Consider the following 12756-nt stretch of genomic DNA (forward strand, 5'->3'; position numbering starts at 1 on the left):
TGGCGGAAGGGCTGCTGGGAGTGCTCCGGACCGCACGCGTCCGCACACCTGTCCGCATGCTGGGACGGGGGCGGGCGCGGCTTCGGCCGGGGTGGATCAGAGGTGGGTGCCCGTCGCTCCGGACGCACCGGTGCCCATGGCTACCGGTTCGCGGCGTCGGAGCGGGGCTGACGCGCCGGGACTGCGGGACGTGACCGCAGAGTCAGCGCATTCGACACAGGCAGCTCGACACGCGGCAGTGGTCTACCGCCCGCCGCTTCGTGAGGTCCGCCTGTCGCTTCATGACGACGATGCTAGGGAAGCGGTGGGGGTGCTGTCACCATCGTGTCGAATGCTGAGACCCGAACGTCCGAATCCTGGGATTTACCGGTTTTCGCTCGCGCGGCGACCGTCCCGCCCCCGGTGCGGGGGCAGGGCGAACGGGTGTTCCGGGGCGTTCCGACGGCCGTGCTGGACAGCGCGTCTCGCCCAGCGGACGGACGCTAGTGGCCGAGCGTGGTGCCCGGGGCGAGGGTGAAGCGCAGCCGGACGCCGTCCGGCTCGGGGGTCGCCTCGGAGAGCGAGAGGCCGGTCGGCAGGCCGGACAGCGCGAACCGGCGGGGCTTCAGCAGGTCCCCGGCCACGGGCTTCAACTTGGCCGCCAGACCGCCGAGTTCGAAGCCGTCCACGACGACCTCGTTGCCCTCGTTGCGCAGCTTCCCCTCGACCGTGGCGCCGAGCACCGAGGTCTTCACCTTGCCCGGGCCCGCGTACTCCAGGGTGATCTGCCCGCCCGCCGCGCCCGCCACGAACTTCGACAGGTCCTGGTAGGAGATGGTGCCCTGGCCGTCGCCGTGCCCGACCGTGACGCCGCGGTAGGAGTCGGTGAACTTCACGTCGGACATGTTCGCCCTGAAGGAGTGCACCGTCACGGTCTCCTTCCCGTCCGTCACGGTCATCCCGTCCGAGCTCATCACGACCTTGTCCAGTTCGCCGGAGAGCGCGCTGGTCAGGAACGGGAAGTCGTCGATCTCGACGTCGGGGCGGCTGGTCATCCAGCCGGAGGAGACGGCCGCGTCCGCCGCCTGGTCCTCCGCGACCCCGACGGCGATCCGGTCGGCACCGACCAGCAGGCCGCCCACCACGCCGAGACCGACCAGCAGCTTCACCGAGCCGTGCATCGCACTCCCCCTGAGACGTTCGAGCCGGATACCGTTCGAAGGCGAACGGAATCCGTTCCACGGACATAGGGACGATCGCACGGGTGACCCAGTTCCGGAACGGCCGCCGGGGAAACGGTGATCAGCCTCCGGCGAACGGCGGCAGCACCTCCACCGTCCACCCCTCGGACAGCACCAGCCCGGCGTGGTCCCGGCCGCCCACCTGCTCGCCGTCCAGCAGGAACGAGCACACCCCCAGCAGCCGCAGCAGCTCCGGCCGGTCGGCGTGCGCGGCGCGCACCGCGGTCAGCGCGTCGGCCAGCGTCGCGGCCGCGAACGGCTGCTCGGCCAGCCCCGCCGCGGACTTGGCGGCGGCCCAGTAGCGGACGGTCCCGCTCACCCGCGCGGGTGATCCGGGGGAGGTGCGGTTCTCGGTGGTCGCGCTCACGGCAAACCCTCTCGACGGTCCTCGCCCGGTACGGCGGCCGGCCCGGTGCCGGCGGCCCACCCGCGGATCGGGGTACACGTACGGTGCGGCCGGTGCGGCCCCCATCATCGCCCGCACCCCCCTCCCCCGGGCAAGCACCCCGCCCCCGCACCGCCCGTCCGGCCCGCCGCCCGGAGCGCGGGTCCGCCCGATGCGCCCCGCTCGCGCCTCTCCCCAGGCCGGGGCCGGTCGGCTATCCTCGATCCAATGAGGGATCCGGGCAGAGTCGCCCCCGGGTCCTTTTGTGCTTTCAGGACGCCATGCGGACGTTCTTGCGAACGGTGCACCCACCCCGCACCCGCCGCCGGGACGCCCCCGCCGCCGGCCGCACGACGAGGTGCGCAACCGGCGGGACAGACCGGAGGGTACGCCGATGGACGAGGCACCAGCGGGACGCCGGGGGTTGCGGGACCCCCGGGCGAGCCACCGCCGCCCCGTCCGCCGACGCGCCCGCCGACCCGTCGGCGCTCCCCCACCCTGTACCGCGGCCGGCGTTCCCCCGGCGGCCGTGACCGCGACGACCCGGAAAGGGGACTAACCGGGTATGAGTTCACTGCTCCTGCTGACCAACGCCCTGCAACCCTCCGCCGAGGTGCTGCCCGCCCTCGGACTGCTGCTGCACAGCGTCCGGGTGGCCCCCGCCGAGGGGTCCGCCCTGGTCGACACCCCGAGCGCCGACGTGATCCTGGTCGACGGCCGGCGCGACCTGCCGCAGATCCGCAGCCTGTGCCAGCTGCTGCGCTCCACCGGCATCGGCAGCCCGCTGATCCTGGTGGTCACCGAGGGCGGCCTGGCCGCCGTCACCGCCGACTGGGGCGTCGACGACGTGCTGCTCGACACCGCCGGGCCGGCCGAGGTCGAGGCCCGGCTGCGGCTCGCCCTCGGGCGGTTGAACGCGGCCGCCGACGACAGCCCGATGGAGATCCGCAACGGCGACCTCTCGGTCGACGAGGCCACCTACTCCGCCAAGCTCAAGGGCCGCGTCCTCGACCTCACCTTCAAGGAGTTCGAGCTGCTCAAGTACCTGGCGCAGCACCCCGGCCGGGTCTTCACCCGGGCCCAGCTGCTCCAGGAGGTGTGGGGCTACGACTACTTCGGCGGCACCCGCACCGTGGACGTCCACGTCCGTCGACTGCGCGCCAAACTCGGCGTCGAGAACGAGCAGTTGATCGGCACCGTGCGCAACGTCGGCTACCGCTTCGTGGTGCCCGAGCGCCCCGAGAAGGGCGCCGACCGCACCGAGCAGAGCCGCACCGGCGCGGCACAGGAGCGCTGACGGAGGGCCGGGCGGGCCGTGCTCCAGGCACCCGCCCGGCCCCGCGGGAACGCCCCGGGGAACCTCCGCGGGGACACTCGCCCGGCTTTGCCCGGATCGGTCCGGAAACGGCCGTCCCACCAGGTGTCACCCCGGGCCGGAGCACCGAACCACCCGCGTAGACTCCCCCCGTGGCCAAGGTGACGCGCGACGACGTAGCCCGACTGGCTGGCACCTCGACCGCGGTCGTCAGCTATGTGATCAACAACGGTCCCCGGCCGGTCGCCCCGGCCACCCGGGAGAAGGTGCTCGCCGCGATCGAGCAGCTCGGGTACCGACCCAACTCGGTCGCCCAGGCGATGGCCTCCCGGCGCACCAACCTGATCGGCATGGTCGTCCCCGACGCCCGGCAGCCGTTCTTCGCCGAGATGGCGCACGCCGTGGAACGCGCCGCCTCCGAGCGCGGCAAGCTCGTGCTGATCGGCAACTCCGACTACGTGGACGACCGCGAGGTGCACTACGTCCGCGCCTTCCTCGGCATGCGGGTCTCCGGCCTGATCCTGGTCAGCCAGGGCCCCTCGCAGCGCGCCGCCGAGGAGTTCGCCGCCATGGAGGGCGCCAAGGTGGTGCTGCTGCACCGCCGCCCCGAGGCGATCGACGACGTCGCCGTGGTCACCGACGACATCGGCGGCTCCGAGCTGATCGTCCGCCACCTGCTGGAGGTGCACGGCCACCCGTACGTGGCCTGCTTCGGCGGCCCGGTGGAGTCCCCCGCCCCCGGCGACCCGGTCATCGACCACGTGGCCGGCTGGGAGCTCGCGATGGCCGCGCACGGCCTGCCCACCGAACCGCACCTGGTCGACGCGCCGTTCCACCGCTACGGCGCCTACCAGGTCGCCCTGGAGCTGCTCCGCTCCGACCGGCGGCCGCCCGCGGTCTTCTGCTCCACCGACGACCAGGCGATCGGCGTGCTCCGGGCCGCCCAGGAGCTGGGCCTGCGCGTCCCCGAGGACCTCGCGGTGGTCGGCTTCGACGACATCCCCGAGGCGGCCTTCGCCTCCCCGCCGCTGACCACCGTCGCCTCCGACCGGGACGCGATGGCCCGGGCCGCCGTCGACCTGGTCCTCGACGACTCGCTGATGGTGCCCGGCAGCGACACCGAACGGGTCCGCAAGTTCCCGTCGCGCCTGGTCGTGCGGCGTTCCTGCGGCTGCGGCGGCGAGCGGGCCTGACCAGGCTTTATGAGAAGCTGACGGGCTTCTCGGGGAACCTCTAGCACGCTCTCATCCGATCTTCATGAAACGGGCGGAGCTTGGTCGTCATGAGCGACCAGCACCGCAGCACCCCCGAGCCCCGCCCCCAGGACGGCGGCGCGGGCCGGCTCCCGCCGCAGCCGCCCGCCGCCCCCGCGTACCCGCCGTCGTACCCCGGCACCCCGTACCGGGAGTACCGGGAGGCCGCCTACCCGGCCCTGCCGCCCGTCGGCGCGGGCGACCCGGCGCTGCTGCCCGCGGTCCCCGTCCCCGCCGACGGCCCCGCCGACCAGCAGCCACCCGCCGGCCACCGCGCCCGCCGCGGCCTGCTGCGCGGCCGCCTCGCCCTGGCCACCGCCGTCGCCGCGGTCGCCGCCCTGGTCGGGGGCGTCACCGGCGGCGCCCTGGCCCACGAGCGCACCGGCTCCACCAGTGCGGGCAGCACCCTGGTGCGCCCCGTCTCGGCGAACGCCGACGGCAGCCCCAACGTCTCCGCGATCGCCGCGGCGGTCTCCCCCGCCGTCGTGCAGATCACCGTCGAGACCGGCAGCGGCACCGCCACCGGCACCGGCGTGGTGCTCACCGAGGACGGCCGGATCCTCACCAACTACCACGTCGTCTCCGGCGCGGTCAGCGGCGGCGGCCGGACGACCGTCACCTTCCAGGACGGCTCCACCGCCACCGCGACCGTCACCGGCACCGACAAGTCCCTGGACGTCGCCGTCATCACCGCCTCCGGCGTCAGCGGCCGCACCACCGCCGTCCTCGGCAACTCCGACGACGTCGCCGTCGGCGACCCGGTGGTCGCCATCGGCAACCCCGAGGGCCTCACCGGCACCGTCACCTCCGGCATCGTCTCCGCCAAGGACCGCAAGGTCTCCGTCCAGGTCGACGAGGGCACCACCAGCAACAACGGCGGCTTCGGCTTCCCGAACCTGCCCGGCCAGCGCGGCTCCTCCGGCTCCTCCGGCTCCTCGTCCGCGGACTCCGCCGACACCGCCACCTACCAGGCCCTGCAGACCGACGCCGCGCTCAACCCCGGCAACTCCGGCGGCCCGCTGATCAACGCGGCCGGGCAGGTCATCGGCCTCAACTCGGCCATGTACTCCGCCTCCGGCTCCAGCTCGACCGGCAGCTCCGACGCGGGCAGCGTCGGCCTCGGCTTCGCCATCCCGATCAACAGCGTCAAGCAGGTGCTGTCCCAGTTGCAGGCCGGCCGGACCCTCTGACGCACCGTCGCGTCGACGACCGCCGTCGACCACCCGCCCGATCCGTCCCCGCCGACGGACAATGGCCAGGACCGCACCGGACTCAGAAAGGGCCCGCGCCGATGACTCCCCCCGCCGACGACCGCACTCCCGCCGAGGCCCCGGGCGGCGGCGCCCGCGTCCTCGTGGTCGACGACGAACCCGCGCTGCGCGACGCGCTGGAATCCAGCCTCGCCTTCGAGGGCTACCAGGTCACCACCGCCACCGACGGCTACGAGGCGCTGGCCGCCGTCGAGCGCGACCACCCCGACCTGGTGCTGCTGGACATCATGATGCCCCGGATGGACGGCCTCACCGCCGTCCGCCGGATGCGCTCCCGCGGCGACACCGTGCCCGTCCTGATGCTCACCGCCCGCGACGCCGTCGGCGACCGCGTCACCGGCCTCGACGTCGGCGCCGACGACTACCTCGCCAAGCCCTTCGAACTCGACGAACTCCTCGCCCGCGTCCGCGCCCTGCTCCGCCGCAACGCGCTCGCCGCCGAGGCCGCCGCCCGCACCGCCGCCGACGAGGACGGCGGCGAGGTGCTCGCCTTCGCCGACCTGCGGATGAACACCGCGACCCGCGAGGTCACCCGGGACGGCCGGGCCATCGAACTCACCCGCACCGAGTTCATGCTGCTGGAGATGTTCCTCTCCCACCCGCGGCAGGTCCTCACCCGCGAACAGATCCTCAAGGCCGTCTGGGGCTTCGACTTCGAGCCCTCCTCCAACTCCCTCGACGTCTACGTCATGTACCTGCGCCGCAAGACCGAGCAGCACGGCATGCCGCGCCTCATCCAGACCGTCCGCGGCGTCGGCTACGCGCTGCGCGCCGCGACCGGCGCCGCGGCGTGAGCCCGGCCGGCCGGCTCACGGGGTGGTTCCGCAGCAGGTCGCTGCGGAGCAGGCTGGCCATGCTCACGGCCGCCGCGGTGGCGGTGGCGATCGCGGTGGTGTCGGTGGCCAGTTGGCTGCTGGTGCGCGAGAAGCTCTACCAGGAGGTGCACGACAGTCTCTCCACGGCGGTCCAGGAGGGCCCCGGCATCAGCCGCAACCAGCTCCTGTACTGCGGCAAGACCCCCGCGGAAGCCCTGGCCGCGGCGCCCGCGGCACCCGCCGACGGCCACTTCGGGCCGCCGAAGTACGACTTCCAGATCGTGACCTCCGACGGCACCGTGTGCTTCCCGATCGGCGCCACCAAGGCGCTCGAGGTGAAGTCGAGCGACCTGCCGCGCAATCTGCCGACCGGCACGCCGGGCCACAAGAGCGCCAGCTACCGCGAGGGCAGCTACCTCAACGGCGACTCGGCGCTGATCCGCCGCACCGCCATCAGCGTCCAGTCCGCCACCGGGGAGCAGCAGCCCGCGACGCTGCTGACCGCGCTGCCCACCAGCGGCGTGGAGGAGTCCCTCAAGAGCCTCGCCCTGCTGATCGCCTGCGTGGCCGGGCTCGGCGTGATCGGTGCCGGGGTGGCGGGGCGGGTCGTCGCCCGGTCCGCGCTGAAGCCGGTCGACCAGCTCACCGGTCTGGTCGAGCACATCGCCCGCACCGAGGAGGTCGGCACCACGATCCCCGTCCACGGGCAGGACGAGATCGCCCGGCTCTCCACCTCGTTCAACTCGATGTCGACCGCGCTCGCCAACTCCCGGGAACGGCAGACCCGGCTGATCGCCGACGCGGGGCACGAGTTGCGCACGCCGCTGACCTCGCTGCGCACCAACGTCGACCTGCTGATCCGCTCGGACGCGCAGGGGCGGGCGCTGCCGCCACAGACGCGGGCGCGGATGCTGGGGAACATGAAGGCGCAGATGCAGGAGCTGACCCTGCTGATCGGCGACCTGCTGCAGCTGTCCCGGCCGGACACGCCGAACCGGGAGGCGGTGCGGACGGTGGTGCCCTTCCACGAGACGGTGGAGCGGGCGCTGGAGCGGGGGCGGCTGCGCGGGCCCTCGCTGGTGTTCGACACGGACGTGCGGCCCTGGTACGTGCACGGGGACCCGGCGGCGCTGGAGCGGGCGGTGATCAACTTGCTGGACAACGCGGTGAAGTACTCGCCGCCCGCCGGGACGATCGAGGTGCGGCTGCAGGGCGGCCGGTTGACGGTCCGGGACCACGGGCCGGGCATCCCGGCGGAGGAACTCCCGTACGTCTTCGACCGGTTCTGGCGCTCGCCGTCCTCCCGGCAGCTGCCGGGCTCGGGCCTGGGCCTGTCGATCGTGGCGCAGACCGTGCAGGACACCGGCGGGCAGGTCTCGCTGGGCCCGGCCCCGGACGGCGGGGCGGGGACGCAGGCGGTGATCGTGCTGCCGGGGCAGCCGGAGGAGCCGCACTGAGGACGCCCGGGGGACGCGCGGGAGAACGCGCGGGAGAACGCGCGGGAGAACGCGCGGGAGAACGCGCGGGAGGGCGGGGCACCCGGGGTGCCCCGCCCTCCGTCGTGCCGCGGGGGTCAGCCCGCCTTGACCACGGGGACGACGGTGATCCGGTCCGCGGCCGGCGGCGCGATCGGGGCGCTCGCCGAGCTGTGGGCGGACAGGTACGCGTTGAAGACGTCCAGGTCGGAGGCGCCGACGAGCTTGTCGGTGCCGGCCGCGAAGGCCGGGAAGCCGTCGCCGCCACCGGCCAGGAACTCGTTCGCGGCGACCCGGTAGCTGGCGGCCGGGTCGATCGGCGCACCGTTCAGGCGGATCGAGTCGACGAGGACGCGGGCCGCGCCGCTCCGGTTCAGGTCGAGGGTGTAGTGCAGGTTGTTCGAGATCTGCAGGACCTTCGGGGAGGCCTCGTTGGGCCCGGAGACCTGCTGCTGCAGGACCTGCACCAGCTGGGCGCCGGTCAGCGTCTTGACCTGCATCATGTTGGTGAACGGCTGGACGGCGAACACCTCGCCGTAGGTCACCACGCCGTCGCCCTCGGCGCCGGAGGCCTTGTACACCAGGTCGGAGCGGATGCCGCCGGGGTTCATGAAGGCGACCTGCGCGCCGCCCTTGTCGGGGGCCGAGAGCCCGGCCAGCTGGGCGTCGGCGATCAGGTCGCCGAGCGGCTTCTCCAGCGCGCTGGACCCGCGGCCGTTGATGTCGGCGGTGATGTAGCCGGTGGCGCGGTTGGAGATCGGCGCGGCCAGCTTGCTGTACCGGTCGATCAGCGCGGTCAGGTCCGGCGCCTTCGGCAGGTCGCGGCGCACCACGTGGTTGGCGGCGGTGACCGACGGGCGGACGATGGCGCCGGTGCGCTTGTCCAGCTTGAGGTCGATCTCGGTGTACAGGCGGCCGAACGAGGCGGCGCTGGTGACCGAGCGGGGCACGCCGTTCGGGTCCGGGATCATGCAGGCGTACGAGTTGTGGGTGTGGCCGGTGACGATCGCCCCGACGGCCGGGTCGAGCTTCTTGGCGATGTCCACGATCGGGCCGGAGATGCCCGCCCCGGCCGCGCCGCAGTCGTAGTTGTAGACGCCGCTGGCGGGCAGGCCGCCCTCGTGGATCAGCGCCACGATCGAGTTGACGCCCTGCCGCTTGAGCTCGGCGGCGTACGTGTTGATCGTGGTGACCTCGTTGCCGAACTTGAGGCCCTGCACGCCCGCGGCGGTGACGATGTTCGGGGTGCCCTCCAGGGTCACGCCGATGAATCCGACCTTGACGCCGTGGACGTTCTTCACCCAGTACGGCTTGAGGATCGGCTTGTTCGTCTTCTCGCTGGTGACGTTCGCCGCCAGGTACGGGAAGTCCGCGCCCTCGAAGGTGCGGCCCTCCTCGTAGCAGCCGTCGGTCGGGTGGCAGCCGCCGTTCTGCATGCGCAGCAGCTCGGCCGAGCCCTCGTCGAACTCGTGGTTGCCCACCGAGGTGACGTCGAGGCCGATCTCGTTCATCGCCTCGATGGTCGGCTCGTCGTGGAACAGGCCGGAGACCAGCGGGCTGGCGCCGATGATGTCGCCGGCCGCGACGGTCAGGCTGTTGGCGTGGCCCTGGCGGGCGTTGCGCAGCGCGGTGGCCAGGTACTCGACGCCGCCGGCGGGGGTGGCGACGGTCTTCCCGGTGGCGGGGTCGATCTCGCTGATCGTGCCCGAGGAGCCGGCCGGGGGCTCCAGGTTGCCGTGGAAGTCGTTGATCGCGAGGAGCTGCAGGTCCTCGTACTTGGGCTTGTCGTGGCCCCGGCCGTGGGCCTCGGCCGTGGCCGGGAGGGCCATCGTGCCGAAGAGGGCGGCGGCCGCGGCGACCGCGAGGGCGGTCGTGCGGCGGCCGGTGGTACCGGAAATGGGCATGGCTGTCCCCTGGACCGTCGGGGCCGCGGCAGGGCGGCCTGGCGTTGTCTGGGTGCAGCCTAGGGTCAACGCGCGTAGCTGTCAGGAACCTGCGAGTAACGAGCTGGTATCCGCGGCCTGACGAACCGTCTCCCGCCCCCGGGTCGGGGCCCGGTTCAGATCCGCGGCTGCGCCGTCAGCTGCTGGTCCGCGCGCTCCCGCTCGGCCACCGCGTCCTCGGTCATCGCCCGGTCGGTGTACACCAGCGGCTTCTCGGCCTCGGTGATGATGTGCTTGACCACCTGCACGTTGCCGTTGACGTCCCACACCGCGATGCCCGGCGACAGGGTCGGGATGATCTCCACCGCCCAGCGCGGCAGGCCCAGCACCCGGCCGGTGGCCCTCGCCTCGTCGGCCTTCTGCATGTAGATCGTCCGGGTGGAGGCCATCTTCAGGATCGCCGACGCCTCCTTCGCCGCCGCCCCGTCCACCACGTCCGACAGGTGGTGCACCACCGCGACGAAGGACAGGCCCAGGCGGCGGCCGAACTTCAGCAGCCGCTGGAACAACTGCGCCACGAAGGGGCTGTTGATGATGTGCCAGGCCTCCTCCACCAGGAAGATCCGCTTCACCCGGTCCGGGCGCAGCCAGGTGTGCTCCAGCCAGACGCCGACGATCGCCATCAGGATCGGCATCGCGATCGAGTTCCGGTCGATGTGCGACAGGTCGAAGACGATCAGCGGCGCGTCCAGGTCGATGCCCGCCGAGGTCGGGCCGTCGAACATGCCGCGCAGGTCGCCGTCGACCAGCCGGTCCAGCACCAGGGCCACGTCCAGGCCCCAGGACTGCACCTCGCCGACCTCCACGCCCAGCGACTCCACCGCCGACAGGTCGGGGCTGCGCAGCGTCTCGATGATGTCGTTCAGCACCGGCTGACGGTCCTTCACCGTCGCAGTCACGTACGCGTGCGCGGCCTTCAGCGCGAACCCGGCCCGCTCCTCCAGGCCGCGGCCCATCGCCACCTCGATGATGGTGCGCAGCAGCGACAGCTGGCCGGTGGTGGTGATCGCCGGGTCCAGCGGGTTCAGCTTCACCCCGCCGTCCAGGGCCGCCATCGGGTCCAGCCGGACGGACTTTATCCCCAGCGCGTTGGCGATCAGGTTCCACTCGCCGACGCCGTCCTCGCCCTGCGCGTCCAGCACCACCACCTGGCGGTCGCGGAACCTCAACTGCCGCAGCACGTACGTCTTCTCCAGCGCCGACTTGCCGTTGCCGGACTCCCCCAGCACCAGCCAGTGCGGGGCCGGCAGTTGCTGGCCGTACAGCTGGAACGGGTCGTAGACGTAGCCCTTGCCGCTGTACACCTCGCGGCCGATGATCACCCCGGAGTCGCCCAGGCCGGGCGCCGCGGTCGGCAGGTACACCGCCTGCGCCTGGCCGCTGGAGGTGCGCACCGGTAGCCGGGTGGTCTCCACCCGGCCGAACAGGGTGCTGGTGAAGGCATCGGTCAGCTTGCCGAGCATCGACGGTCCTCCGGGGGTTCAGCGGCGTCAGCGGCGGATGCCGGTGGCGAACGGCAGGGTGTTGGCGAACGCCCGGTGGTGCTCGCGGTCGCACCACTCCAGCTTCAGGTAGCTCTTGCCCGCGGACGCCCGGATGGTGCGCTTGTCCCGGGCCAGCGCCTCCGGGCTGCGCGAGGACACCGTCAGGTACCCCACCAGGTTCACCCCGGCCGCGCCGGACGCCAGGTCGTCGCCGCGCTGGTCCACCCGGCCGGTGTGCGCCAGGTCGCGCGGGTCCACCGTGCGGTTCATCTTCGCCGCCCGGCTGGCCTCCGCCTCGTCGTTGGTCTTCTCGGTCAGCATCCGTTCGATCGCGACGTCGGTCGGCTCCAGGTCCATGGTCACCGCGACCGTCCGGATCACGTCCGGCGTGTGCACCAGCAGCGGCGCCAGGAAGTTCACCCCGACCGGCGTCAGCGGCCACTCCTTGATCCACGCGGTGGCGTGGCACCACGGCTCCCGGGTCGCCGCCTCCCGGGTCTTCGCCTGCAGGTACTGCGGGTGCGTGGCGTCCAGCTCGGCCGGCCAGGCGTTGCGCCGGCTCATCGCCTGGATGTGGTCGATCGGGTGGTCCGGGTCGTACATCGAGTGGATCAGCGACGCCAGCCGGGCCTGCCCCAACGGCTGCCGCACCCGGATGTCCGCCTCCGCCAACCGGGCGCAGATGTCGGTCAGTTCGCGCGCCATCACGGTCGCCAGACCGTCGTCGCTGCGGTCCCGCTTCTCGCCCCGCCCGTACGCGGTGCGCCCCATCGCGTGCGCCTCCGCCGCCAGGTCACGGGTGTAGTGCATGCAGGCCACCAGGTACGCCCGGTGCTGCTCCGAGGAGGTCGACACCATCGACTGCAACTGGTCGTAGCTCTCCTGCAGCCAGCGCGGCGCCGTGTGGTCGCCGCGCCGCTCCACGTCCTTGGCGTGCGCGTCCGGGTCGGCCGGCAGGGTGCGGGCCAGGATCTGCAGCCGGGTCACGAAGCCGTCGCCGTTGGCCACGTGCTTGAGCAGCGTGCCGAACCGGTCGACCAGCGCCTCCTGGTCCTCCGAGTCGCGCAGGCCCACGCCCGGACCCTCGATCTCGATCGCCGCGGTCACCGTCCGGCGCTCCAGGTGCATCAGCACCGCGACCTCGTCCGGCCCGAACGGCGCGGTCAGCCAGCGCAGCCGCCCCACGCCCGGCGGCGGGCCGACCTCCACCTCGCGCCCGTCCAGCCGGGTGCCCGCCTCGTGCACGTCCGGCTTCCACACCGCCCGGCCGCTGCGCACCGTCCGCCGGAACGTCCGGTTGATCTCCACCCACTTGTAGAACGTCCGCCGCCGGTACGGCACGTACACCGCCATGATCGCCAGCAGCGGGAAGCCCACCAGGCCCGCGATCCGCAACGGCAGCAGGCTCGGGATCAGCCCCCACACCATGCCCAGGCCGGCACCGGCGATGATCAGCACGATCTCGCCGTTCTCCCGGTTGCGCCCGATCGGCGCGTTCGGCCGCGCCTTGCCGATCAGGTAGCTGCGGCGCTGGTGGGCGTACGGCTGGGCGTACTGGGTGCCGTACTGGCCGAGCTGGTCGCTGCTCATCTACC

Annotated in this window: 10 protein-coding genes; 5 read left to right on the top strand and 5 right to left on the bottom strand. The window is 72.9% G+C overall.

Going from position 1 to position 12756, the window contains the following annotated elements:
• Positions 1 to 482: 482 nt before the first annotated feature.
• Together QSK52_RS13675 and QSK52_RS13680 are read right to left on the bottom strand one after the other, a co-directional pair.
• Positions 483 to 1160, bottom strand: coding sequence for an LmeA family phospholipid-binding protein (locus QSK52_RS13675; RefSeq protein WP_285736265.1), 678 nt, complete (start codon positions 1158 to 1160; stop codon positions 483 to 485).
• A 121-nt stretch (positions 1161 to 1281) separates the two neighbouring features.
• Positions 1282 to 1587, bottom strand: coding sequence for a MoaD/ThiS family protein (locus QSK52_RS13680; protein WP_285736266.1), 306 nt, complete (start codon positions 1585 to 1587; stop codon positions 1282 to 1284).
• A gap of 583 nt (positions 1588 to 2170) precedes the next feature.
• On the opposite strand from QSK52_RS13680, the gene QSK52_RS13685 reads away from it, so the two are divergent.
• The 5 genes from QSK52_RS13685 (at position 2171) to QSK52_RS13705 (ending at position 7716) form a co-directional block, all read left to right on the top strand.
• Positions 2171 to 2902: a response regulator transcription factor gene (locus tag QSK52_RS13685; RefSeq protein ID WP_352230285.1), complete on the top strand. Its 732-nt coding sequence runs from the start codon at positions 2171 to 2173 to the stop codon at positions 2900 to 2902.
• Between the two features lie 170 nt (positions 2903 to 3072).
• Positions 3073 to 4113 carry a LacI family DNA-binding transcriptional regulator gene (locus QSK52_RS13690; protein WP_285736267.1) on the top strand — a complete coding sequence of 347 codons (1041 nt, stop codon included), beginning with the start codon at positions 3073 to 3075 and terminating at the stop codon, positions 4111 to 4113.
• Between the two features lie 89 nt (positions 4114 to 4202).
• Positions 4203 to 5363 carry a S1C family serine protease gene (locus QSK52_RS13695; RefSeq protein ID WP_285736268.1) on the top strand — a complete coding sequence of 387 codons (1161 nt, stop codon included), beginning with the start codon at positions 4203 to 4205 and terminating at the stop codon, positions 5361 to 5363.
• 101 nt (positions 5364 to 5464) lie between these two features.
• Positions 5465 to 6238, top strand: coding sequence for a response regulator transcription factor (locus QSK52_RS13700; protein ID WP_285736269.1), 774 nt, complete (start codon positions 5465 to 5467; stop codon positions 6236 to 6238).
• 59 nt (positions 6239 to 6297) lie between these two features.
• The gene (locus QSK52_RS13705) at positions 6298 to 7716 is read left to right on the top strand and encodes a sensor histidine kinase (RefSeq protein ID WP_285736270.1); all 1419 of its coding nucleotides are present in this window, start codon (positions 6298 to 6300) and stop codon (positions 7714 to 7716) included.
• A gap of 116 nt (positions 7717 to 7832) precedes the next feature.
• On the opposite strand, the gene QSK52_RS13710 is transcribed toward QSK52_RS13705, so the two are convergent.
• From QSK52_RS13710 to QSK52_RS13720, 3 genes are all read right to left on the bottom strand, one after another.
• Positions 7833 to 9638, bottom strand: a complete 1806-nt coding sequence (locus tag QSK52_RS13710; protein WP_435053239.1) for a bifunctional metallophosphatase/5'-nucleotidase — start codon at positions 9636 to 9638, stop codon at positions 7833 to 7835.
• A 155-nt stretch (positions 9639 to 9793) separates the two neighbouring features.
• Positions 9794 to 11140 (bottom strand): ATP-binding protein, encoded by a 1347-nt coding sequence (locus tag QSK52_RS13715; RefSeq protein ID WP_285736271.1) that lies wholly within the window; start codon positions 11138 to 11140, stop codon positions 9794 to 9796.
• A gap of 27 nt (positions 11141 to 11167) precedes the next feature.
• A complete protein-coding gene (locus tag QSK52_RS13720) occupies positions 11168 to 12751 on the bottom strand; it encodes an SCO6880 family protein (protein ID WP_285736272.1) in 1584 nt (527 codons plus the stop codon).
• Between the last annotated feature and the right edge of the window lie 5 nt (positions 12752 to 12756).

Source organism: Kitasatospora phosalacinea (assembly GCF_030268885.1).
Taxonomy (GTDB): domain Bacteria; phylum Actinomycetota; class Actinomycetes; order Streptomycetales; family Streptomycetaceae; genus Kitasatospora; species Kitasatospora phosalacinea_C.

What these genes read in the sequence shown, in the direction of transcription:
- QSK52_RS13715 (WP_285736271.1), bottom strand. Translation starts at nt 11,140, where the DNA reads ATGCTCGGCAAGCTGACCGATGCCTTCACCAGCACCCTGTTCGGCCGG.
- QSK52_RS13685 (WP_352230285.1), top strand. Translation starts at nt 2,171, where the DNA reads ATGAGTTCACTGCTCCTGCTGACCAACGCCCTGCAACCCTCCGCCGAG.
- QSK52_RS13710 (WP_435053239.1), bottom strand. Translation starts at nt 9,638, where the DNA reads ATGCCCATTTCCGGTACCACCGGCCGCCGCACGACCGCCCTCGCGGTC.
- QSK52_RS13720 (WP_285736272.1), bottom strand. Translation starts at nt 12,751, where the DNA reads ATGAGCAGCGACCAGCTCGGCCAGTACGGCACCCAGTACGCCCAGCCG.
- QSK52_RS13675 (WP_285736265.1), bottom strand. Translation starts at nt 1,160, where the DNA reads ATGCACGGCTCGGTGAAGCTGCTGGTCGGTCTCGGCGTGGTGGGCGGC.
- QSK52_RS13705 (WP_285736270.1), top strand. Translation starts at nt 6,298, where the DNA reads ATGCTCACGGCCGCCGCGGTGGCGGTGGCGATCGCGGTGGTGTCGGTG.
- QSK52_RS13695 (WP_285736268.1), top strand. Translation starts at nt 4,203, where the DNA reads ATGAGCGACCAGCACCGCAGCACCCCCGAGCCCCGCCCCCAGGACGGC.
- QSK52_RS13700 (WP_285736269.1), top strand. Translation starts at nt 5,465, where the DNA reads ATGACTCCCCCCGCCGACGACCGCACTCCCGCCGAGGCCCCGGGCGGC.